Origin of the sequence: Streptomyces sp. NPDC089915, assembly GCF_040684675.1 — a bacterium.
Classification (GTDB): domain Bacteria; phylum Actinomycetota; class Actinomycetes; order Streptomycetales; family Streptomycetaceae; genus Streptomyces.
In genome coordinates this window covers 18,745-40,931 of the sequence record NZ_JBFBGN010000058.1, presented here as the reverse complement: position 1 = coordinate 40,931, position 22,187 = coordinate 18,745, and the positions used below count along the sequence as shown (strand labels likewise).

Below are 22,187 nucleotides of genomic sequence, written 5' to 3'. Positions count from 1 at the left end.
CGCGGATCGCGCGGCCCCGCGGGGCCGCCGGGGGAGCGGGGACGGGATGCGGCGGCGGTGCGCGCCGTGCGTCCGGCAGGACGGTCACCAATAGTGCCTGCGGCCTCCCACCGCGTGCCCGACGGCGCCCAGCAGCCACAGCACGAGGCCGACGACGACGAGGATCACGCCGATCGTCCAGAGGATCGAGATCCCGGTCAGGAATCCGATGATCAGCAGAATGACGCCCAAGACAACCATGAGTACCTCCTGGTCCCGGCGAACGGGGAACGCCCTGCGTCTACCACCGGCGCCCGCTTTCATGCGTGCGCCGCCGGATCACTCCGCCGGGGCGTCCCGCGGCTTCCACCCCCAGGCCGTGAGCATCCCGGCCGACAGCGCGGCGCACTCCGGCGATTCCAGGTAGCGGACCGCCGCGTCGATCGCCGCGTCGTCCACCAGGCCGGTGCCCACCATCGCCGCCCGGCCGCGCTCCCAGGTGTCCGCCCAGAAGCGGCTGATGGGACTGCCCGGCACCAGCGGCGGCACGTGCATCTCGGCGGCGACCGGCACGAGCCCCGCCGCGCGCAGCCACCGCGGGTACGAGGGCGTCCGGGACACGTCCGTCCCGATCGTGGTCCGCAGCCCCGCCCACATCGCCCGCATCGCGTCGGTGTACGGGGTGTCGGGTCCCCGGTCGCTGGTCAGGTCGACCGCGTCGCTCAGCACCAGTACCCCGCCGGGCTCGACGTGCGCGGCCAGCTCCGCGACGATCCGCTCGCGCTCGGGCAGGTGCATCAGCACGAACCGCGCGTGCACCAGCCGGAACCGGCGGCCGGGGAGGAGGCCCGGCCCGGTGACGTCGGCGCTGAGCACCTCCAGCCCGGGCCGCGCGGCGAGGAACCGCACGTCGCGGTCGACGGCGAGGACGCTCTCCACCCCGGCCTCGTCGAGCAGCCGGCCCGCGACCGTGCCCGTCCCCGCGCCCACGTCCAGGCAGCTCCACCCCGGGCCGGCCCCGAGGGCCCGCAGCCGCGCCATGGTGACCTCGTCGTAGGCGAGGGCGCCGAAGTCGATGCGCTCGCCCTCGCCCGCCCGCCCGGGCGGGAAGACGGCCTCGCCGTAGCGGCCCTCGGGCCGCCCGGCGCTCACCGCCCCGCCCGGGCATGGCCGGGGGACGGGAACAGCGGGGCGTCGCACAACGTCATGGCCGGACCTCTTCACAGGATGGGGGCGTTGCCGGGCGCCCCTTCCCGGGCCGCCCCCCGACGATCCTCCCCCGCCCCCCGCCCGCCGCCCCGAGGCGCGCCGGGCCGGCCGGCCCTCGTCGGCTTTCGGATCTATGTCCGGATGGTCCCCGGCTGACCGCTTCGGGATCCGACGTGGAATCATGTCCCTTGCAACAATCCACCGGAGGGGACGGGTCCACCATGTTCGACGCCTTGAAGAGCCTCAAGGACAAGGCCGAGGAGATCGCCCAGGCGCACGGCGGCGCGATCACCGCCGGACTGGAGAAGGTCGGCGACATCGTCGACCAGAAGACCGACGGCAAGCACAGCGGCACCATCGACACCGCCGTCGACAAGGCCCAGGACCTCGTCGAGAACCTGGCGAAGAAGAAGGACTGACGCCCTGTCCACGGAGCCGGCAGGGACGGAACCGGGCGTGAGGCCCGGCGAGGAGACCTGCCGCGAGGCGGCTCGGCCCGGACGCGCTGACCGGGATCGGCCGGCTGGTGGCCGACCGCAGCCCGCTGGAACCCCGACTGCCCGTCCCGCCGGAGGCCCTGTACCGCCCCGAGCGGCCCGCCCGCCGCCCCCGCAACCGCCCCTGAGGGGACCGCGGTAGCCGCCCCGCGCCCCCGAATTCCGATTGCGCCGCCCCGGCGGGCCGCCCATCCTGCGGGGATGCGCTTCTCCGTGAACATCCCGAACTTCGGTGACTTCGCCGACGCCCGCAACGTCGCAGCCGTGGCGGTGGCCGCCGAACAGGCGGGCTGGGACGGGCTCTTCGTCTGGGACCACGTGCTGCACCGCAGGCACCAGGGGCGTCCCTTCGCGGACCCGTGGATGCTGCTGACGGCGGCCGCGCTGGCCACCTCCCGCATCCGGCTCGGCACCCTCCTGACCCCCGTCCCGCGCTACCGGCCCCAGCAACTGGCCCGCCAGGTGGCCACGCTGGACCGGCTCAGCGGCGGCCGGGCGGTCTTCGCCGCCGGGCTCGGCGGCCCGGTCGAGGACGAGTACCACAGCTTCGGCGACACGGCCGAACCCCGCGTCCTGGCCGAACGCCTCGACGAGGGACTGGACCTGCTGGAGCGCTTCTGGTCGGGGCGGCCGGTGGACCACCACGGCCGGCACTACGAGGTCCGCGACGTCACCCTGCTGCCGGCCACCGTCCAGCGGCCCCGCCCGCCCGTGTGGATCGGCGGCTTCTGGCCGCGCCGCGCGCCCATGCGGCGGGCGGCCCGGTGGGACGGCGCCGTACCGCTCTTCGAGACCGCCCGGCACGGGCACGTACCGGACGCGGCCGAGGTACGGGAGCTGGCCGGGTACCTGCGCGAGCACCGCACGGCCGCGGCGGACCGCCCGTTCGAGCTCGTCCTCGGCGGTGCCACGCCCCCGGAGGCGGCCCGGGCCAAGGACGTGATCGGCCCGCTCCGCGACGCCGGGGCCACCTGGTGGGACGAACGCCAGATCCAGGGCGGCCCCGGCCTGGACAGCCTGCCCGCCGTGCTGCGGCGCGTCGAGGCGGGGCCGCCGGTGCTCTGACCGGCGGCCGCCCACGGGAGGTCAGGAACCGGCGGCGCGGGCGGAACCGGTGCTCGTACCGCCGGAGCTGCCCAGGAAGCAGGTGACCGTGCGGTCGCCCAGGGTCCAGCTGCTGGCCTGCGGGTAGTAGTAGAAGACCTCGAGGTTCTTCGGCAGCTTCGCGGCGTCGCCGACGTAACCGGTCAGCGCGGGACCGGCGCACTTCTCCTCGGAGAGCTGGACGACCTTGTCCGCGCCGGGGAACACCCCGTCGTCCAGCGCGAAGACGGCGTACGCCTCGCCCTCGTGCGGCTGCTCGCAGGGCACCGTCCGCACCGACAGGCGGGCCTGGGTGCCGTCGCCCTGCCGGGTCTTGGCCAGGTCGTCGTCGGTGTTGAAGCAGTCGCCCTTGCGGATGTCCTCCACCTTGCTCGAACCCGGCGTCGTGACCTGGCCCTGGGTGTCGCGGTGCGGGCGGGTGCCCTCGTCGAACGCCGACGTCAGCCCGAGGACGATCGCGACCGCGTAGAACGTGAGCGTCAGGGAGTGGATGACGATGGCCGCGATGGCCAGCCCCCTGCCCTTCTCGCCGTTCCTGCGGCTCTGGGAGAGCGCGACGATGCCCAGGATCAGCGGAACCGTCGGGATCGCGCAGACGATCGACATCACGAAGGCCACCACGGCCAGGGTGTTGGTCTTCTGCGGCGGAGGCGGGTACCAGCCCTGCTGCGCACCGCCGTACGGGTTCGCGGGCCCGGGCACACCGGGCGGTCCCGGCTGGCCGGGCTGTCCGAACTGCCCCGGCTGCCCGTACGGCTGCTGGGGGTACGGCGGTGGCTGAGGGGGTATCGACATGCGCGTGCTGCTCCTCGCGGGAGGGTGGGACGACCGCCGGCCGGGGACCGGCGAGCGGATGGTGTGCGCACCGGCCGCGCCCCAGTATCCCCCGACGGGATTCCGCTCCCCGCCCGGGCCGTCCCGGGCACTCCGGTCAGGATCGGAGAAGCACGCGGCCCCCGCCCGCACTTAGCCTGCCGGAGGAGGACGTCACCACGACGACAGGAGTCATCCCATGTGCCATCCCGCGTGGGCCCGTGCCCGCACCGCGGCCGCCGAACGGGCGGCGGCGGCCCGTCACGAGACCGGCGGCGAACCGGGCGACCGCCCCTCCGGCGGCACGGTCCCCGGGCCTTCCAAGCCTGCGGGCGAGGGCACCCGTTCCAGCACCCCGCCCGCGAAGACGTCGTACAGCGGCAGCGTCTCCAGGTGCACGTAGCCGATGTGGCAGTCGCAGGAGGCCAGCGGGCAGGGTCGCGGGCCGAGCGCGGCGCGGTACGATCCGTCGTAGAGGTTGCCGAGCTCGGCGCGGACGAAGTGGCAGCGGCGGACGGTGCCCGCGCCGTCCACCGACACCACCGACTCGCCCGTACGGCAGGGCAGTCCGGCCGAGCGGTGCGGGTGGCGGCTGTACGGGAACAGCGGGTCGACCTCCGTCCAGGTGCCGGCCTCGGCGTCGGTGTAGGCGCGGCCCTCGGCGGCGTTGACCCACAGGTAGACGTGGGCGGGCAGGTCGGCGCGCAGCCGCCGGGCGTGCGGGAGGTTCTCCGGCAGGCCCACGATGCCGACGCTGTGCCGCACGCCCCGCTCGGCGAGGTCGCGGACCTTCGCCAGGAAGCGCTCGTACGGGGTCTGCCCGGGATGGTACGTGCACCACAGGGCGAGGGTGTCGAGGTCGGCGTCGGCGAGCCAGTCCGTGCGGCAGCTCAGGTTGGTCTGGATCGCGACGCGCTCGACGTGCGGCCGGTGCGAGAGCTCGACCAGGGCGCGCCGGTACCAGGAGCGGACCAGGCCCTCGCCCCACGGGGTGAACAGGACCTTCAGCCGGTCCCCGGACGCCGCCCCGGCCCAGGCGGTGAAGCGTTCGAGGGCGGCCCGGTCCGCGCGCAGCAGTTCCGGGCCGTCGCGCCGCTTGGCGAAGGGGCAGTACGGGCAGTCGTAGTCGCAGGAGGAGAGCGGCCCGCGGTAGAGGATCGTGAGGTCCACGGGGCTTCCTACTTCGGCGCGTAGGCGGCCATGGCGGCCCGGACGGCGGGGGAGAAGAGCGCGGGCCCGAGCGCGTCGGAGTGCGCGAGCCCCTCCGGGCTCAGCCGCAGCAGGGTGTCCGGCGCCGTGCCGTCGAGCCAGCCCCGGGCCTCGAACCGCGCCAGTTCGGCGGGGAAGTCCTCGTACGGGTGCGTGCCGAACCGGGCCCGGTAGCCGGCGACCGGCATGCCCCGCGCCTGGAGCAGGGACTGCAGCAGGTGGCGGCGGCGGGCCTCGTCACCCTCGACGTACCGGCCGTGCACGGCGTGCCCGAAGTCGTCGGCGCCCGTGTAGTCGTCGATGATCGCCCGGATCTCGCCCATGTCGACGGCGTAGTCGAAGGAGTAGTGCAGGGCGGAGGTGTACGAGCGGGCGCCGCAGCCCAGGCCGATCATGCCGTCGGTCTGGCAGGCGTGGTCGTCGGGCCCCTGGGGCGCCGCTTCCGGGCGGCGGAACATGCGCATGGACACCTGCTCGTAGCCCCGGGCCAGGAGGTGGTCGCGCCCCTGCCGGTACAGGGCCAGGCGCTGTTCGTCCCAGGCGCGGTCGGTGTGGGCGGTGCGCCGGGCCAGACCGGTCAGCGGGCGGACGTAGAGGGGGTAGAGGTACAGCTCCTCGGGCGCCCAGGCGAGCGCGGCGTCCAGGGAGGTCCGCCAGCCGGCGGGGGTCTGGCCGTCGATGCCGTAGATGAGGTCGATGTTGAGGACCGGGATGCGGGCCTCGCGGATCCGGCCGAGCGCGGCCTCGACGTCGGCGCGCCGCTGGGGGCGTACGGCGGCGCGCGCCTCCTCCTCGACGAAGCTCTGCACGCCGAGGCTGAGGCGGGTGGCGCCGCGCTCGGCGAGGACGGCGAGCCGGTCGGCGGTCGCGGTGGCGGGGGAGGCCTCGACGGAGAGCGGGACGGCCTTGAGGTCGGCGCCCATCCGCCGCTCGGCGATGTCGCACAGGCGGACGAGTTCCTCGGCGGTGAGGAAGGTGGGCGTGCCCCCGCCGAAGGCCGCGTTGGCGAACCGGACCGGGCCGTCGTCGCCGAGGGCCTCGCGGACGGCGGCGGCCTGCCGGTCGAGGGCGTCGAGGTAGCGGCCGGTCAGGTCCTCGGGGGCGCCGATCCGGGTGAACAGGTTGCAGAACCCGCAGCGGACCTCGCAGAACGGTATGTGCAGGTAGAGGGAGAGCGCGTCCTTCGCCTCGCCCCGCCACAGCTCGCGCAGGGCGGGCCGGCCGGGCAGGGGCCGGTAGGCGGTCTTGTGCGGGTAGGCGTAGACGTAGCTCTCGTACGGGCGGACGGCCGTCGGCGCGGGGGCGGGGGTGGTCGCGGTAGCGGGGGCGGTCATGCGGAGGGCTCCAGGAAGAAGTGGGCGTACGGCACGGTCCACACGGCCTCGTGGGCGAGGCGGTGGCCGGTGTAGCCGTCGTCCCCGTAGGCCGTGCCGTGGTCGGAGCAGACGATGGCGAAGCAGCGGCGGCGCGAGCTCATCGCGGCGAAGAGGCGGCCGACGTGCCGGTCGAGGTACTCCAGGGCGGCGGCGTGGCTGGCGCGGGTGTCCCCGGACTCGCGCGTGGCGCCGGGCAGGTGGAACCAGTTGGGCTGGTGCAGGGCGGAGGCGTTGAGGAACAGGAACAGCCGCTGGCCGGCGGGGAGCGCGGCGACGATCCGCTCGGCGCGCTCGACCTGCGCCTCGAAGGAGGTGGGGGAGGCCACGCCGAACGAGGGCTTCCAGTGGCTCTCCTGGAACATCCCGGGCAGGACGCCGCCCAGCGCGCCCTGCTTGTTGAAGAATCCGACGCCGCCGACGCACACCGTGCGGTACCCGGCCGCGGCGAGCCCGGAGACCAGGTCCGGGGTGTCGAACACGTAGGTGCGCCCGGCGGTACTCTCGCTGCCGGCGAAGCGCGCGGCGAACAGCCGCGGGTGCGGTCCGGGCGCGGCGGGCGTGGGCAGGAACCCGGCGAACATCGCCTGGTGGGAGGCGTACGTGAAGCTTCCCGGGGCGTGCCGGCGCTCCCAGGCGCCGCCCGGCAGGTGGCGTGCCAGGTGCGGGATGCGCCCGGCGGCGGCCAGTTCGGCGGCCACGTCGTGGCGGAGGGTGTCCAGGGTGAGCAGGAGCAGGTCGTCGCGGCCGACGACCTCGTTCATGTCGGGCTCCGCGGCGCGCGGGTCAGGCAGGTGCACGGTGGTTCCTCGTGATGTGGTGCGGTGCGGCGGCGACTTGGGCCGCGTAGGTGTCCAGTCCCTCGGCCCCGCCGCCCGGCAGGCCGGTCAGCCCGGGCAGGAGGTCGCCGAAGGCGTTGACCTCGGCGACGGCGAACCGCCGCCAGCCGACGGCGGGCAGCAGGTCGACCCCCACGCACAGGGTCCCGGGGAAGCAGGCGGCGGCCCGTTCGCAGGTCTCCAGGGCTTCGGCCCAGCGGGGGCCCGCGGCCCCCATCGCGGCCGCGAGGTCGCCGCGGCTGCCGCCGAGGTGCAGGTTGGTCATGGGGGAGCGGCTGGTGCGGACGACGGCGTGGGTGGCCCGGCCGGCCACGACGACCACGCGCAGGTCGGCCGTCCGGCCGCCGAGGGAGGCCTTGGGCCACCAGCGTTCGAGGTGCAGCCCGTCGGGGGCGAGGGCGTCGACCAGGGCGGCGGTCTCCCGTTCGCTCGTGATCCGGCGTACCCGCAGCGAGTTGTACAGGCCGCCGTCCCCGCCGCTCTCCACGGAGGTGGTGGCCCGGATCCGGCCCCCGCCGGCGGTCTCCACGGCGACGACCCCGGACGCGGAGGAGCCGTGCGCCGGTTTGAGGAACACCCGCGGCATGCCGTGCGAGGCCATCAGCCCGCGCACGTCCTCCCAGCCGCGTACGGGCACGGTGTCACCCGAGGTCGGGGACGCCGGTACGGGCACCCCGGCGCGGGCGAGGGCCCGGTGGCAGTGCCGCTTGTCGAACAGGACGGCCAGTTCCCCGGGGTCGTCGAGGCGCAGTCCGCCGCTGAGGCTCCGCACGGCCGCGGTGAACCGGGCGTACCAGCGGGCACCGCCCTCGACCCGCGTGGGGTCGGCGGCGCCGCGCAGGATCCCGTCGACCTCCGGGTTCTCCCCGGGCGAGTCGAGGCGTACCAGCTCGTCGTCGGCGAAGGCCGCACCGCCCTCGCGCAGGACCGAGGTCCAGGGCACGACGCGGGGCGCGGGCTGCCCGGCCTCGCGGACGGCCCGGTCGAACAGGGCGACGCGGCGGTTCTCCGGGTTGCCGACGACCGCCCAGCGCGGGGGTGCGTGCTGCGTCACGGGGCGGCTCGCTACTCGCCGACGGCGACGAAGCGCCAGGTGCGCCCGTCCCACTCGTCCTCCTCGGCGTGGCCCCGGTCGAGGTCCAGGGTGACGCCGGCGCTCTCCAGGGTGTCCCGCAGGCGCTGCTTCAGCGGGTCGCCGAGGTAGTTGTGGTGGAGGTCGAGCTTCTTGAGGTGGGTCAGGGACTGCCCGTCGAGCAGCGCGGATCCGCCCAGGTCGGTGAGGACGCCCATGGACAGGTCCAGGGTCTCCAGGCGGGCGACCACCGGGGCGTTGGCCGCGGCGGTGGCTATCTCGTCCTGGATGTCGCTGTTGCGCAGGGCCAGATGGCGCAGGCGCGGCAGCAGGTCGCCCCGGAGGACGGGCTCGACGTCGGAGAGCGCGCTGTCCCCGCCGTATTCGCTCGTACCGAGCCAGAGGTCGAGGTGTTCGAGGGCGGGCAGCGCGGAGGCGGCGAGGTTGCGGACGATCCGGGCGGACAGCCCGCCGGTCTGGACGGTCAGGGAGCGCAGCCGGCCGTGCGTGAAGGGGGCCAGGGCCAGCCCGGTGCCGCCGCGGACCCCGAACTCCTCCAGCTCCGGGAAGTTCTCCAGAAGCGGCCCGACGTCGCCCTGGTTGATCCAGGAGATCTCGCACTCCTCGGACTCCATGTCGCCGAGGAACAGGGCCCGCAGGGCGGGCAGCTTCCCACGGGCGGCGACGAGCGCCTCGATGATCTCCTCGGGCCCCGAGTCGTACGCCTCCTCCCAGGCGCCGACGACGATCGCGCGGACCCGGGTGGTGTCGACGGCGGCGGTGAACCGGGCGAAGACCTCGGTCCAGCTCTCCTCGGCGTCGTAGGAGTCGGAGGCGATGCGCCAGGCGACTGCGTCCGCCTCGGGCAGCGGGGTCCGCCCCTGCTCACCCTCGCCGGGGAAGGCGAAGACGAGGAGCCCGTACGACTCCGTCAGATGCCTCGCGTACGTCATGGGTCCCCGCCGTTCCTGGTGTGCCGCGCCGTCGTGTGCCGCGTGGATGTGCTGCAAGTTGTAGCAAGCGGCTCTGACAGCACCCCTGGCGGGGCGGGTACCCCCAACCGGCCGGAAACCTGACATGTGTCACTTCCGGCCCGCCGGACCCGCCGCGAGGCTGGTGGGGAGAGCGACGGCCCGAGGAGACGGGGGAAGCGCGTGACGGAGAAGGAACCGATGGCCGGCCGGGTGACGGCCAGGCCCGCGGCGGCCGCGATCGTGCGGCTGTGGGCCGCGTCCCTCGGGCACCGGCTGCTGCCCCGCCGGCCCGCGCCGGGCATCCGGCACTCGGCCGCGACGCGGCAGCTGGTGCTGGTCCTGGCGGTCACCGAGGTGGTGACGGCGTTCGCGATCTCCTCGATGCTGCCGCCCGCCCTCAGGGTGGCGCACGCGGTGTTCGAACTGCTGATGATCCTGGCCGGGCTGGGCCTGGTGGCCTCGCTGCTGCGTCATCCGCACACGGTGGACGACGCGCACGTGGTGCTGCGGACCGGGTTCCTCGGGGAGGTGGCGCTGCCCCGCCCGGCGGTCCGGTCCGCCGTGCCGGTCGTCCGTACCGTCGCGGGCCGCGGTCCGCGTCCCGTGCCCGGCGAACCCGGGGCCGTGGCCTGCTCGGTGGAGGCCGCCGTCAACGTCGCCCTGCACCTCGACCCGCCCGTCCGCCTGGACCTGGGCCGTGCCGGACGGGTGGACGCGACGGTCGTCTACACCTCGGCGGATTCGCCCTCCGCCCTCGCGGCGGCGCTCCGGGCGCCCCTTAGGGCGCCGTCCGCGCCGGGAAGGTGAACGTGTAGGCCTGGGACCTGAGCCAGGGGAGGTACTGCTCCAGTGCGGCCACGGTCTGGCTGCGGTCGCCGCCCCCGTCGTGGAAGAGCACCGTGGGCAGGGCGGGCAGCTTGTCCTCGACGGCGGAGACGATGGCCGGCAGGCCGGGGCGGCTCCAGTCCTTGGGGTCCACGCTCCAGCCCAGGGGGCGCATCCCGTTCGCCGCGGCGATCGCCCGGCTCTCAGGGGTGAAGGCGCCGCCCGGAGCACGGTAGTAGTTCACCGCCACACCGGGTACGGCCGCCTCGATCATGGCCTTGCCGCCCAGGATCTGGTCCCGCTGGTAGGCGACCGGCTTGTGGTCCATGGTCTCGTCGTGGTCGACGGAGTGGTCGCACAGCTGATGGCCGTCGGCGGCGATCTCGCGCACCAGCTCCGGGTACTTCTGCGCGCGCTTGCCCACCAGGCAGAAGGTGGCCTTGACGTGGTTCTGCCGGAGCACCCGCAGGACCTGCGGGGTCCAGGTCGGGTCCGGGCCGTCGTCGACGGTGATCGCGATGTCCCGGCCCGCGCCCTGGGCGAGCCGGGATATGCCCTGCGGGACGGAGCCGGCCTCGTGGACGGAGCCGGAGGCGCCCCGCTCCGGGGAGTGGCCGGGGGAGGAGGCGTCCGTCGCGGCGAGGGCGGGTCCGCCGGCCGCCGCCAGGAGGCCGAGGACGGCCGCCGCCACGGCGCCGCCCGTCCGCCGACGGTGCGCGGAACTGCTGCTCATGCCCATGGACGCGCTCTTCCTCTACGTGGGGGTCGTGGGGGTCCGGTCGCCGGAAACGCACGGTACGGCCGTCCGGTCGGGGGGAGCGGACACCGGGCCGCCCCTCGACGCTAGGGAGCGCCGCCCGCCCCGGTCAAGGAACCGTGGGACGGCTCACATCGGGCGAATCGGACGGATCGCCCGCTCCGGCGGCCCTCAGACCGGGTCCCGGAAGCAGACCCGGACCGTCATGCCCCCATCAGGCGCGGGGTTCGCCTCCGCCCGCAGCCGCGCACCGTGGGCGCGGGCGATCGAGGCGACGAGCGAGAGGCCCAGGCCCGCGCCCTCGCCCGCCGTGTGGCGGCGCTCGGCCCGGCGGCGGAAGGGCTCCAGCAGCCGGGGCACGTCCCGCGGATCGATCACCGGACCGGTGTTGGACACCGTCAACACCCCGCCGCCCGGGCCCGGCGCCGTGCCCACCTCGATCCGGCCGCCCGCCCGGTTGTGGCGCACGGCGTTGGTCAGCAGGTTGCGGATCAGATGGTCCAGCAGGGCCCGGTCGCCCTCGACCGTCAGCGGCCCGAGGTCGGTGACCACCGCCAGCCCCTCGTGCGCGGTCGCCGCCAGGTCCGCCTCGGCCAGCGCCGCGAGGTCCACCGGCCCGGTGCTCTCCAGGCCCTCCTCCGACACCGCGAGCAGCAGCAGCGACTCGATCAGGTGCTCGCTGGAGTCCGCGACCCCGATCAGCCGCTCCCGGATCCGCGCCACCTTCTCGGGCGGCGGATCCCCCGCCAGCCCGATCTCCGCCGCCGCCCGCTGCACGGCCAGCGGCGTCCGCAGCTCGTGCGCGGCGTTCGCGGCGAACCGCCGCTGCGCCCCGACCAGGCTCTCCATCCGGTCGAGCATCCCGTCGAAGGTGTCGGCGAGCCGCTTCAGCTCGCCGGGCGGGGCCACGAGGCCGATCCGCTCGTGCAGGTTCGCCCCGGACAGGCGGCGCGCCGTCTCCGTGATCACCCCCACCGGCCGCAGCACCCGGCCCGCCATCCACCAGGCCAGCCAGATCGACAGCACGGCGAAGACGGCCAGCGCGACGAGGGAGACCAGCAGGAGCTCGTGCAGGGTGGCCTGCTCGACGGCGGTGGAGAGGTTCCGGGTCACCGCGTACCCCTGGAGCTGCTCCTGGGTCGGCACCCGGCCGTCGGGCGGCAGTCTCTGGGCCGGGACCGGGGTCCTCCAGCCCTCCGTCAGGGCCTTCTCGACGTCGCCGCGCGGTACGGCCGTGGTGACCGCGCCGTTGATCCGGGCGTACAGGCCGCCCCGCAGCAGGAGGTTGACCAGGGCGATCAGGCCGCCGCCGGCGAGCACCAGCAGCGACCCGTACAGCGCCGTGAGGCGGGCGCGCTCGGAACGGAGCACCGCTCTCACAGCGGATCAGCGATCCGGTAGCCGGCCCCCGGCACGGTCTCGATCAGCTGCGGCTCGCCCAGCTTCGCCCGCAGCTTGCTGAGCGTGACCCGGACGGCGTTCGTCCGGTACGAGGTGTCCTGCTCCCACACCCGCTCGATCAGGTCGTCATTGCCCAGCACCGCGCCCTCGGCCCGCAGCAGCGCCTCCAGCACCGCGAACTCCTTCCGGGACAGCGCGAGGCGCCGCCCGTCGCGGGTCGCCGTCCGCCGCGCCGTGTCCACGGCGACCCCGCACCGCTCCAGCACCGGCGGCAGCGCCGGATGCGCCCGCCGCCCCAGGGCCAGCACCCGGGCCAGCAGCTCGTCGTAGGAGAACGGCTTGGTCAGGTAGTCGTCGGCGCCGAGCCCGAGCCCCTCCACCCGGTCGCGGACCGTCCCCGAGGCGGTCAGCATCAGCACCCGCGTCAGCAGCCGCTCCCGCACGACCTGGCGGCAGACCTCGTCCCCGTGCAGCCCGGGCAGGTCGCGGTCCAGGACGAGCACGTCGTACTCGCCCAGCCGCAGCCGCCGCAGGGCCTCCAGCCCGTCGCCCGCCTCGTCGACGGCGAGGGCGTCACGGCGCAGCCCCTCCGCGATCATCTCCCGGAGGAACTCCTCGTCCTCCACCACCAGAACTCGCATGTGCCCTCTCTACTCGAAGGCCGCATTTCCTCGTCGTAAACATGATCGGTGAAGGAACCGAAACCGACCTCCCCGGCAGGCTCCGCACCATGAACCGATCCTCGACCATGACCATGACCGCCGCCGGTGTCGTCACCGGCCTGGCCCTCCTCGTCACCGCGTGCACGGGCACCGGCTCCTCCGGCGGGGGGAAGGACGCCACGGGGCAGAACGCCGGGGCCTCAGGCAAGGGCGACGGCAAGGCCGGAGCCGGCCAGGACGCGGACAAGGCCCTCCAGGTGCGCAAATGCCTGCGCGAGCACGGCATAGACGCCCCCGACCCCCAGCCCGGCCAGGACCCGCGCGGGATGACCCTCGGCACCGGCAACGAGGACCCCGACACCCTCAAGAAGGCCTTCGAGGCCTGCGGGATGCAGGCCCCCGGCACCGGAGAGATGCCGCAGGCGGACAAGGACAAGGCCCTGAAGTGGGCCAAGTGCATGCGCGACAACGGCGTCAACATCCCGGACCCGGAGTTCAAGGGCAACGCGATGAGCGCCACCAAGATCCCCGAGGGCCAGGAGCAGGCCTTCGAGGAGGCCCAGAAGAAGTGCCAGGCCGCGTGAACCGGCGCGGCAAGTGGCTGCTGGGCTCCCTCGCCCTCGCCGTCGCCGCCACGGGCGGCGGCTACGCCGTGACCGCCCAGCCCCGCACCGACCGGGCCGCGGACCAGGACGGGCGCGCCGACGGCCTGCCGCGGCGGACCGAACCGGTCCGGCGCGGCGACCTCAGCTCGGGCCTCACCGTCGAGGGCACCCTCGGCTACGCCCAGGAGCGCCGGCTGAACGCCCCCGGCCCCGGCATCCTCACCTGGGTCGCGGCCGCCGGCACGGCCGTCGAGCGGGACGGCCGGCTCTACGAGACGGCGGGCCGGGCGGTCCGCCTGATGTACGGGACCACGCCCATGTACCGGCAGCTCAAGACGGGCGACAAGGGCGAGGACGTCAAGCAGCTCAAGCGCAACCTCATCGCCCTCGGCCACGGGACCGGGCTCGACCCGGCCGACGCCACCTTCACGGCCGGGACCGCCACCGCCGTCAAACGCTGGCAGAAGGCCCACAAGGCGCCCGAGACCGGGGAGGTCGGCAAGGAGGACATCGCCTTCGCCTCCGGCCCGCAGCGGGTCCAGCGCAACGACACGCAGGTCGGCGACGAGCCCGGCCCGGGCAAACCGGTGCTCACCCTGACCGGCACCGAGCGGATGGTCCGCTTCCAGCTGGACGCCGCCAAGGCGGGCACGGTGAAGAGCGGCGACCCGGTGACGGTGACCCTGCCCGGCGGCGCCACGGCCACCGGGAAGATCGACTCGGTGGGCAGCACCGCCAACCCGGACGGCGAGGGCAACGGCTCCGGCGGCTCAGGAGGCTCCGGCGGGGGCGGCGGGAACGGGAAGCCGAAGGTCCAGGTCACCGTGACCCTGGACGACGCGGCCCAGGCCAAGGGCCCCGACCAGTCCCCGGTGTCGGTCCGGCTGACCGGCGAGACCCGCAAGGGCGTGCTCTCCGTCCCCGTCAACGCCCTGCTCGCCCTCGCGGGCGGCGGCTTCGGCGTCCAGGTCGTCGAGAACGGCACCGTACGGGAGGTCCCGGTGGAGCTCGGCATGTTCGGCCAGGGCCGGGTGGAGGTCAAGGGCGACGCCCTGAAGGAGGGCGCGAGGGTGGGGGTGCCGAGCACATGAGCACCCCGGCACACACGCACCAGGCCCACCAGACCCGTCACGCCCGCCCGGTGGTCGAGCTGACCGGCGTCACCAAGGAGTACCCCGGAGGCGTCAAGGCGCTGCGCGGGGTGGACCTGACCGTCCTGGACGGGGAACTCCTCGGCATCGTCGGCCCGTCCGGCTCGGGCAAGTCCACGCTCCTGCACATCGTCGGGACCCTGGACCGGCCCAGCGCCGGCCGCGTCGCCATCGCCGGGCACGACGTGGCGGCCCTCTCCGACCGGGCCCTGTCCGCCCTGCGCTCCCGCCACGTCGGCTTCGTCTTCCAGTCCTTCCACCTCGTCCCGGGGATCAGCGCCCGGGCCAACGTCGCCGAGGGGCTGCTCTACTCCGGCCTCTCCCGGGCCGAACGCGGCCGCCGCGCGGCCGACGCCCTGGAGCGCGTGGGCCTCGGCGACCGGATGGAACACCGGCCGCACGAGCTGTCCGGCGGGCAGAAACAGCGCGTGGCGATCGCCCGGGCGGTGGCCGGGGAACCGGACCTGCTGCTCGCCGACGAGCCCACGGGCGCGCTCGACACGGCGTCCGGCCGGTCGGTGATGGAGCTGCTGCACGAGCTGAACCGGGACGGGGCCACCATCGCCGTGATCACCCACGACCAGGAGATCGCGGCGAGCCTGCCCCGGTCCGTCCGGATCCGGGACGGGGAGATCGTCTCCGACGCCCGGCACCCGCGGCCGGACCGGAACGCGGACCCGCACGCCTACCCGCCGCCGGAGCACCGCGGGGAGCCCTCGTGAACCCTCAGGCTCCGGCCGCGGCCGCCCGGCTCCGGCCCTCCCGCCTCGGCCCCCGCGACGTCCTGCACGTCGGCTCGGCGGGACTCCGGTCGCGCCCGATGCGGGTGTTCCTGTCCGCGCTCGGGATCGCCATCGGCATCGCGACGATGATCGCGGTGGTCGGCGTCTCCTCCTCCAGCCAGGCCAAACTGCTGCGGGAGCTGGAGAAACTGGGCACGAACATGCTCGTCGTCACCCCCGGCCAGTCCATGTTCTCGGGCCAGGACACCACCCTGCCCAAGGAGGCCCCCGGCATGGTCTCCCGCATCGAGGGGGTCGAGTCGGTGGGCACGACGGGTGACGTACCGGAGTCGGTGCGCCGCTCGGAGAAGATCCCGAAGGAGGAGACGGGCGGGATCGCCGTGAAGGCGGTCAAGGACGACCTGCCGGGGGTGCTGAGGGCCCGCATGCGCTCCGGAGTCTGGCTGAACGACGCCACCTCCCGCTACCCCTCGGTGGTCCTGGGCCACGTCACGGCGGAGCGGCTCGGCATCAGCGGGCCCGGCGGCCAGGTCTTCATCGGCGGCCGGTACTTCACGGTCATCGGCGTCCTGGACCCGGTCCCGCTCGCGCCCGAGATCGAACGCTCGGCACTGGTCGGCTGGCAGGCGGCCGAGGAGCTGCTCGGCTTCGACGGCCACCCGACGGCCGTGTACGAGCGCTCCGCCGACGACCGGGTGGCCAGGGTGCGCGAGCTGATCGCGCGGACGGCCAACCCGCAGAGCCCGACGACGGTTTCGGTGACCGACCCCTCGGCGGCCCTGCAGGCCAAGGCCGCCACCGAGGGGGCGTTCAGCACGCTCCTGCTCGGACTCGGCGGGATCGCCCTGCTCGTGGGCGGCGTCGGCGTGGCCAACACCATGATCATCTCGGTGCTGGAGCGCCGTCACGAGATCGGCCTGCGCCGCTCGCTGGGCGCGACCAGGGGCCAGATCCGGATCCAGTTCGTGACGGAGTCCCTGCTGCTGTCCGGGCTCGGCGGGCTCGCCGGCATCGCCCTGGGCGCCGCGGCCACCGGCGTGTACGCCCGCACCGGCGACCTCCCCTGGGTGGTCCCCCTGTGGGCGGTCACCGGCGGCTTCGCGGCCACCCTGGCCATCGGCACCCTGGCGGGCCTCTACCCGGCGGTCCGCGCCGCCCGGCTCTCCCCGACCCTGGCCCTCCAGGCCGCGTAACGGGCCGCCGCCGGTCCCCGTGGGAGCCCCCGCCGGCCCGGCCGGCGGGGGCTCCCGCACCGTCAGTTCATCAGCAGCAGCCGGGTGTTCGCCACCAGCTTCCGGTTCACGCTGGTGCTCTGCACGAAGATCGTGAAGTCGTCGTTCTGGTCCGGCTTGACGCGGACCTCCGCGTCCGGCAGACCGAGCAGGGCGCGCGCCTGCGGCCCCGTGTACACGCGGTCCGTCTTCTTCTCCAGCACCGCGATCTTCTTGCGCGCCTGGACCTTCTCCGACTTGCTCAGCTGGTAATAGGCCCCACCGGTGCGATAGGTGTGCCCGCATTCGACGATCCATTCCCGGATCCCCGCCTCGCGCGCCACCGGAACGAGCTGGTACTCGCCCTCTTCGACGGGGGTGAGACCCGCCGCCATGACGGTTTTCGCATTGACCGCCTCGGCGCCCGCGGAGAACACCGCCCGCGAACCCCGGATTCCCTTCGTACGGCCCACCATGAATTTCTCGGTGGCCTCGCGGATGACCTGTCCGGCCTCTTCGAGACCCCGCGTGCTCGTCGCGTCCCAGATGGCGATGTTGTCCTTCGGGAAACCGCACCCCATGGCCTCGCGCCGGCCCATCTGGTCCGGGACCAGAACGGCCAGGGTCCAGTTGTCCCGCTGCGTCTCGATCATGGTCGCCATCGCCCGCGTCAGCTCCCGCGGGTCCCGGGAGGGCGCGTCCGCGCAGCGGTGACTGGCGTTCTCCTGGCCGTCGGTGAGCACGAACGTCAGGAAGCTGTGGTCGCCGTACAGCTGCGCCGTCTGCGCCAGCTCCCGCTGGGACTTCAGCGTGGCCGCCAGCAGCGCGGTCATTCCGCCGACCCGGTACAGCTGCTTCAGGGACGGCATGCGCAGCACGTCCTTGTCGTAGATGACGCATTCCACCTTGTCGGCGAACACGTACACCGTGACCCGGGTCTCCTGGTCGAGTTCCTGCGACCGGCGCGCCAGATAGGCGATCTGCTGGTCGGCCACCTCGACGACCTTGTTGCTGAGGTGCGACATCGACGAACTGGCGTCCAGCACAAGGGCGACGTGATTGATGAAGTTCTGGTTTCCGGACATGGCCGCTCCCCCTTTTTCCGACGTGATGAAACGATGCTCGCACCCGCCACTGACAATCGGCCCCGAGCGGCCCGCGGCCGCCGCCCGGACGGTGCGTCAGGGCCGTTGTCAGTGCCCCCTGGCAGCATCGCGGGCATGACGACACCCCTGCTCCTCACCGACATCGAACGCGCCGTCCGCAGCAGTTGGAGCGCCGAGACCTGCACCCCCGAGTACCGGTCGCGCTGGACCGGGGACAACCCCGCCCGGGACCAGTGCGGGGTGACCGCCATGGTGCTGAACGACCTGCTGGGCGGTGAGGTGGTCCGCGGCGAGGTCCATGTGGACGGGGTCCGCGTGGACTACCACTGGTGGAACCGGCTGGGCCCGGGCATCGACGTCGACCTGACCCGCGAGCAGTTCGGACCCGGGGAGACCGTCGTCGGGGGCATCGTGATCCCCCGCCCGCCCGTCTCCGAGTGGGGCCGGCTCCGCGCGGAGTACGAACTCCTGCGCGACCGCGTCCTGGACGCCCTCGGCCGGCAGCGGACCCACGCCCCCGGAGACCTTCCGGCGGCGGACGTCTGAGCAGCGGCGAAACGATACCTCTGTGGCATCAGAGTGAACGGCCGTTCCCGCCGGGGGCCCGGGGCGGTTGGACCGCCCGACGCGCCTGACAACGACGCGTCGTTTCCATCGATCCTTAGGGGAGTCATGCGTATTCGTTCCGCCGTCACCGCCTCCGTCCTGGCCGCCGGCATCCTCCTGGGCGGGGCCGGCGCCGCCCTGGCCCACGACGGTGTCGACATCGACTCCTTCTCCGGCGGTCACAAGGCCTTCTCGTCGAACTGCTCCTCGTACGCCGCGGTGCCCCACATCTCCCCGGTCGCCAACGGCCCGGTCTACGCCGACACCTGCGCCAAGGACGGCGAGAAGGACTGGCTCAAGGGCGCCCACCTGGGCGCCTGACCCCGAGGCGGACCCCGAGCCGCGGGGGCGGACCGACGAGGACGTCGGACCGCCCCCGCGGCGTTCCCGCGCCCGGGCCGGGGCGCTCGGGCCGGCCGCCCGGGCGGTCCGATAATCCGTAGGGCCGGGGCGGGCCCCTCAGGCACAATGCCCGCGATGACCCTCACCGCCGGCGAACTGCTCGCCGCCCTCGAGCCCCTGTCCCACGCCGGCCGGCTCCGGCACACCGCCCGCACCGCCCACCGGCTCGCCGGCCGCGGCGAACTGCGGCCCCTGCTCGACTCCCTGGACGCGCTCGGCCCGTACGAGCGCCGCCTCGCCGCACTCGCCGCCCTGGCCGGAGGGGAGACCGGACACCTGGTGGCCCGGCTCGCCGATCCCGATCCCGTGGTGCGCCGGTACGCCGTGCGGGCGGCCCGCCGGCTGCCCGTGCCGGACGCCGCGATCGAGGCCGCCCACGACGACGCCCCCGCCGTGGTCCGCTCCGACCTGGCCCGGATGCTGCGCGACGGGCGCCGGTCCGGGCTCGCCGAGCGGCTGGTGCTCCGGGTGCGCACCGAGTACGGGGAACGGGACGCGGCCCGCCTGCTGGCGGGCTGCTCGCCGGAGTTCACCGCCCGGCTGCTGCCCGAACTCGCCCGGGCGCTCGCCCCCGAGGACTGGAACACCCTCGCGGTCCGCCACCCCGGCGCCGTCCTGGACCAGGCGGAACGGGAACTGGGCGACCTCCCCGAGCGGTCGCGCGAACGCTGGTGGACGCAGCACGCCACCGGTGTCGCCGCCGCCCTGCCGGCCGCGCCCGAGCGGGTGCTCGACCTGCTGGAGCGGTTCAGCCCGGGCACCCTGCCCGGCCCGGTGGTCGACCGGCTGGGCGACCTCGTGGCGGTGGACGCCGAACGCGTCGCCCGCTGGCTCGCCGACCCCGCCCGGACGGGCAGGCGGTGGGAGCGGCTGCCCGGACGGGCCGTCCTGGGGCGGCTGGCGCAGGCCGCCCCGCCGTCCCTGCCCGGCCTCGCGGCCCGCTGGTTCCACCGGGACGCCTTCCCCGAACTGCTGCGGGCGCTGCCGCCATCGCGCCGGTCCGCCTTCCTGGACGCCGTCCTCGCCGAGCCGGTCCCGCACGGCACGCTCCGCGCGCACGAGGGCCTGCTGGCCCTGCTGCCCGCCGACGAGCGGCACGCCCGCGCCCGCGCCGCGCTCGCGGAGCTGCGCGCCGGAGGCGGCGCGGCCGGGGGACTCCGGTACAAGCTCGCCCTGTTGCCGCCCGCCGAGGCCCGCTCCGGGCTGCTGGCGGCGCTCGCCACCGGTGACGCCGACGATCGCGGGACGCTCTGGAGCCTGCTCGTCCTCAACGCGGGCCACACCCGTGTACCGGGAGAGGTCGCGGAGGTCCTCGCGCTGGCCGTCGGCCGGCTGTCCAACGAACGCGATCCGGTGCGCGAGGAGGCCCTCGACACCTTCGCCTACCTGCCCCCGCACCTGCTCCTGGCGGCCCTCCACGAGCCCGTGCCCCCGGTCCGCTCCGGGGAGCGGACCGGGGCCGCGTGCCTGGAACGCCTGTGCCTGGACGCCCTGCGGGCCCGGGACCGCTCAGGGGTGACCCTGCACACGATCCGCCGCCTTGCCGTGAACCTGCTCACGGCCTCGGCGGACCGGCCCGCGACGGACCGGCCCTCCGCCGATCCGGCCGCAGCCGAGCAGGGCGGGGCCGGTCGCGCCGATGCGGTGGACGGTGCGGGGACCGCCGTGCGCATCGTCGAGGCGCTGACCGCGCACACCGGCGCCGCGGAGCTCGGCGGGCTGGGCGGCGGGCTTTCCGTGCGGGGGATCCGTACGCTGTTCGGCGTCCTCGGCCCGTGGCTGGACCGGGCCGCCGGCCGGGGGGACTTCACCCCCCTGCTCGCGCTCGTCTCCTCCTGCGGGCACCGCGCCCACCGGGTCCCGGAGCTCCAGGACCGCCTCGAACGGGCCCTGCGCACCTGCCCCGACGGGGTCTTCGGGGAGCTCGCGGCGGCCTGGCTGGCCGCCCCCGCGACCCGCCGCGACCGGGTGGCCGTCCTGCTGGAACGGGAGCCCTCGGCGGTCTTCGTACCGCAGGTCCTGGCCGTCCTCGCCGCCGAGCGCACCGACCTGCTCGACCCTGCGCTGACCGGTGACCCGGCCCCGGACGGGCGGTTCCCGGCGGCCGGGGCCGCCCGCCCGCTGCCGCCCTTCCGGCACGCCGACCGGTGGCTGCCCCGGCAGCAGCGGGCGGCCGTCGGGCTGGCCGCCGCCGTGCTCGCCGATCCCGGCCGGGGTCTGGACGAACGCGCCGCGCTGCTGCGCGCGGTGGCCCCCGTACCGGAGTACGGGCGGGAGCTGCTCCGGCGGTACGCCCCCGGCGGGGGCCGGCCCGGGGAGGGGGAGGGCCGTCCGGCCGAAGCGGTGCTGGGCGCGGCGGCCCTGGACGCGGCCGCCCGTACGGACGACCCGGCCTCGGCCCTGGAGGCCCTGCTCGATCTCGCCGGGGACGACCGGGCGGCGGCCGCCTGGAGCGCGGCGGGCCGCGCCGCCGCCCACGCCCGGCCCTCCCGGGTCGCCGCCCTGCTCCAGGACGTCCTGACCCGTGAGAGCGGGGTCAAGGTCACGGTGCGGAAGGCCGCCGCCCGGCTCGCCGTGCACCACCTGCCGCCGGGCGCCGCCACCGCGCTCCTGGCCCGGGCGGGCCGCACCCCGGGCGTCCATCCGGACGTGCTGGCCGCGGTCATCGCCCTGGCCCCGGCGCTCCTTCCGGCCGAGGAGATGTGGGCGCTGCTGGAATCGGCGGCCGCCGACGGACCGGAGGCGGCCCGGTCCGTGCTCCTCGATCCGGCCCCGGCGGACCTGGCCCCGGCCCACCGGGCCCGGTACGGGGAGCTCGTCGCCCGGCTGCCCTTCGTCGCGGAGGAGCCGACGGCGGGACGGGCCCTGTCCGTTCTGAGCGACTGGGCGCGGTACACGCCCGCGGCCGGTGTGGCACTGGCCGAGGTCTACACCGACTTCTCCTCCCCCCGGAGCGCCACACGGGCGGGCTCCGGGCTGAAGGACCTGGCCGATTCCGGACTGCCCCACCCGACGGGCGGCGTGGAGCCCGGCGGCCTCCTGCACGGGGTCGTGGACCGGCTCCTGGCCCTCGCCGCGGCGGGCGAACCGGAGGGCGGAGGTCCCGGCGGGGACCTGCCGGCGCGGCGCCGCCTGGAGGCGCTCATCGGTCCGAGGCTCGGCGGTCCCCGGACGTGCGCCGCCATGGCGCGCAGGCTGGAGGCCGAACCCGCGCTGGCCTCCACCCGGGCCACCCTCCTCGTCGGGGCGGTGGACCTGACGGCGGACGGCCCCGAAGTCCAGCGCGCGCTGGACGAGTTGGCCCGTGCGGTGCGGGGGCGTCCGGTCCTCGCGGTCCGGGCGGCCGAGTTCCTGGAGGGGGTGAACCGGTACGGCGAACCGCTGCCCGATCCCGCCGCGGCCCTCGACGCCGTCGGCCGCCTGGCGGAGGACGGCGGTCTCCCGGAGGGCCTCCTCGCCGTCGCCCTCGCCCGGGCCGTCGGAACCCGGCAGCGCTGGCCGGACCCCTGCCGCGCCGCCCTGCTGGCGCTGCGCCGCCACCCCGACCGGGAGGTGCGGGAGACGGCGTACGCGACGGTCCTGGACCACAACTGAGCAGGGACGACGCGCGGTTCACGATTGTCACGATCCAGCCACAGTGATCAATTGA

General features: G+C 75.1%; 22 protein-coding genes. 10 read left to right on the top strand and 12 right to left on the bottom strand.

Features of this window, described 5'->3' with window-relative positions:
- Window positions 1-84: 84 nt before the first annotated feature.
- Both AB0O29_RS19035 and AB0O29_RS19030 read right to left on the bottom strand, forming a co-directional pair.
- Entirely contained in the window at window positions 85-240 is a 156-nt protein-coding gene (locus AB0O29_RS19035) for a DUF6131 family protein (RefSeq protein WP_365153092.1), read from the bottom strand.
- A gap of 78 nt (window positions 241-318) precedes the next feature.
- Window positions 319-1,131: a class I SAM-dependent methyltransferase gene (locus tag AB0O29_RS19030; RefSeq protein ID WP_365153090.1), complete on the bottom strand. Its 813-nt coding sequence runs from the start codon at window positions 1,129-1,131 to the stop codon at window positions 319-321.
- A gap of 278 nt (window positions 1,132-1,409) precedes the next feature.
- Between AB0O29_RS19030 and AB0O29_RS19025 the strand changes: the two genes are divergently transcribed.
- Window positions 1,410-1,607, top strand: coding sequence for an antitoxin (locus AB0O29_RS19025; protein ID WP_365153088.1), 198 nt, complete (start codon window positions 1,410-1,412; stop codon window positions 1,605-1,607).
- A gap of 279 nt (window positions 1,608-1,886) precedes the next feature.
- Window positions 1,887-2,750 carry an LLM class flavin-dependent oxidoreductase gene (locus AB0O29_RS19020; protein WP_365153086.1) on the top strand — a complete coding sequence of 288 codons (864 nt, stop codon included), beginning with the start codon at window positions 1,887-1,889 and terminating at the stop codon, window positions 2,748-2,750.
- Between the two features lie 21 nt (window positions 2,751-2,771).
- On the opposite strand, the gene AB0O29_RS19015 is transcribed toward AB0O29_RS19020, so the two are convergent.
- From AB0O29_RS19015 to AB0O29_RS18990, 6 genes are all read right to left on the bottom strand, one after another.
- On the bottom strand, window positions 2,772-3,584 hold the full coding sequence (locus AB0O29_RS19015) for a DUF4190 domain-containing protein (RefSeq protein WP_365153084.1): 813 nt from the start codon (window positions 3,582-3,584) through the stop codon (window positions 2,772-2,774).
- Between the two features lie 279 nt (window positions 3,585-3,863).
- Window positions 3,864-4,772 carry an STM4011 family radical SAM protein gene (locus tag AB0O29_RS19010; RefSeq protein WP_365153082.1) on the bottom strand — a complete coding sequence of 303 codons (909 nt, stop codon included), beginning with the start codon at window positions 4,770-4,772 and terminating at the stop codon, window positions 3,864-3,866.
- Between the two features lie 8 nt (window positions 4,773-4,780).
- Window positions 4,781-6,145, bottom strand: coding sequence for an STM4012 family radical SAM protein (locus tag AB0O29_RS19005; RefSeq protein ID WP_365153080.1), 1,365 nt, complete (start codon window positions 6,143-6,145; stop codon window positions 4,781-4,783).
- Window positions 6,142-6,948: an STM4013/SEN3800 family hydrolase gene (locus AB0O29_RS19000; protein WP_365153098.1), complete on the bottom strand. Its 807-nt coding sequence runs from the start codon at window positions 6,946-6,948 to the stop codon at window positions 6,142-6,144. The genes AB0O29_RS19005 and AB0O29_RS19000 overlap by 4 nt, the downstream gene beginning before the upstream one ends.
- Window positions 6,949-6,970: 22 nt before the next feature.
- Entirely contained in the window at window positions 6,971-8,077 is a 1,107-nt protein-coding gene (locus AB0O29_RS18995; RefSeq protein ID WP_365153079.1) for an STM4014 family protein, read from the bottom strand.
- An 11-nt stretch (window positions 8,078-8,088) separates the two neighbouring features.
- Window positions 8,089-9,048, bottom strand: coding sequence for an STM4015 family protein (locus AB0O29_RS18990; RefSeq protein ID WP_365153077.1), 960 nt, complete (start codon window positions 9,046-9,048; stop codon window positions 8,089-8,091).
- Between the two features lie 201 nt (window positions 9,049-9,249).
- Here AB0O29_RS18990 and AB0O29_RS18985 point away from each other — a divergent pair, with 201 nt between their 5' ends.
- Window positions 9,250-9,876: a hypothetical protein gene (locus AB0O29_RS18985; protein ID WP_365153076.1), complete on the top strand. Its 627-nt coding sequence runs from the start codon at window positions 9,250-9,252 to the stop codon at window positions 9,874-9,876.
- On the opposite strand, the gene AB0O29_RS18980 is transcribed toward AB0O29_RS18985, so the two are convergent.
- From AB0O29_RS18980 to AB0O29_RS18970, 3 genes are all read right to left on the bottom strand, one after another.
- The gene (locus AB0O29_RS18980) at window positions 9,848-10,627 is read right to left on the bottom strand and encodes a polysaccharide deacetylase family protein (protein ID WP_365153074.1); all 780 of its coding nucleotides are present in this window, start codon (window positions 10,625-10,627) and stop codon (window positions 9,848-9,850) included. The genes AB0O29_RS18985 and AB0O29_RS18980 overlap by 29 nt on opposite strands.
- Window positions 10,628-10,822: 195 nt before the next feature.
- Window positions 10,823-12,022 carry an ATP-binding protein gene (locus tag AB0O29_RS18975; protein ID WP_365153072.1) on the bottom strand — a complete coding sequence of 400 codons (1,200 nt, stop codon included), beginning with the start codon at window positions 12,020-12,022 and terminating at the stop codon, window positions 10,823-10,825.
- 5 nt (window positions 12,023-12,027) lie between these two features.
- A complete protein-coding gene (locus AB0O29_RS18970; protein ID WP_365153070.1) occupies window positions 12,028-12,693 on the bottom strand; it encodes a response regulator transcription factor in 666 nt (221 codons plus the stop codon).
- Between the two features lie 89 nt (window positions 12,694-12,782).
- Between AB0O29_RS18970 and AB0O29_RS18965 the strand changes: the two genes are divergently transcribed.
- The 4 genes from AB0O29_RS18965 to AB0O29_RS18950 are packed head-to-tail and all read left to right on the top strand — an operon-like array spanning window position 12,783 to window position 16,406.
- The gene (locus AB0O29_RS18965; protein WP_365153068.1) at window positions 12,783-13,298 is read left to right on the top strand and encodes a hypothetical protein; all 516 of its coding nucleotides are present in this window, start codon (window positions 12,783-12,785) and stop codon (window positions 13,296-13,298) included.
- On the top strand, window positions 13,283-14,410 hold the full coding sequence (locus AB0O29_RS18960; RefSeq protein WP_365153066.1) for a peptidoglycan-binding protein: 1,128 nt from the start codon (window positions 13,283-13,285) through the stop codon (window positions 14,408-14,410). The genes AB0O29_RS18965 and AB0O29_RS18960 overlap by 16 nt, the downstream gene beginning before the upstream one ends.
- Window positions 14,407-15,192 carry an ABC transporter ATP-binding protein gene (locus tag AB0O29_RS18955; protein ID WP_365153064.1) on the top strand — a complete coding sequence of 262 codons (786 nt, stop codon included), beginning with the start codon at window positions 14,407-14,409 and terminating at the stop codon, window positions 15,190-15,192. Before AB0O29_RS18960 ends, AB0O29_RS18955 begins: the two co-directional genes overlap by 4 nt.
- Entirely contained in the window at window positions 15,189-16,406 is a 1,218-nt protein-coding gene (locus tag AB0O29_RS18950; RefSeq protein ID WP_365153062.1) for an ABC transporter permease, read from the top strand. Before AB0O29_RS18955 ends, AB0O29_RS18950 begins: the two co-directional genes overlap by 4 nt.
- Window positions 16,407-16,468: 62 nt before the next feature.
- Here AB0O29_RS18950 and AB0O29_RS18945 read toward each other — a convergent pair whose 3' ends face one another.
- Window positions 16,469-17,509, bottom strand: a complete 1,041-nt coding sequence (locus tag AB0O29_RS18945) for a vWA domain-containing protein (RefSeq protein WP_365153060.1) — start codon at window positions 17,507-17,509, stop codon at window positions 16,469-16,471.
- A gap of 135 nt (window positions 17,510-17,644) precedes the next feature.
- Between AB0O29_RS18945 and AB0O29_RS18940 the strand changes: the two genes are divergently transcribed.
- From AB0O29_RS18940 to AB0O29_RS18930, 3 genes are all read left to right on the top strand, one after another.
- Window positions 17,645-18,076, top strand: coding sequence for a hypothetical protein (locus AB0O29_RS18940; protein WP_365153058.1), 432 nt, complete (start codon window positions 17,645-17,647; stop codon window positions 18,074-18,076).
- A 126-nt stretch (window positions 18,077-18,202) separates the two neighbouring features.
- Window positions 18,203-18,457: a hypothetical protein gene (locus tag AB0O29_RS18935; protein ID WP_365153056.1), complete on the top strand. Its 255-nt coding sequence runs from the start codon at window positions 18,203-18,205 to the stop codon at window positions 18,455-18,457.
- A gap of 156 nt (window positions 18,458-18,613) precedes the next feature.
- Window positions 18,614-22,132, top strand: coding sequence for a hypothetical protein (locus AB0O29_RS18930; protein WP_365153054.1), 3,519 nt, complete (start codon window positions 18,614-18,616; stop codon window positions 22,130-22,132).
- Window positions 22,133-22,187: the final 55 nt, after the last annotated feature.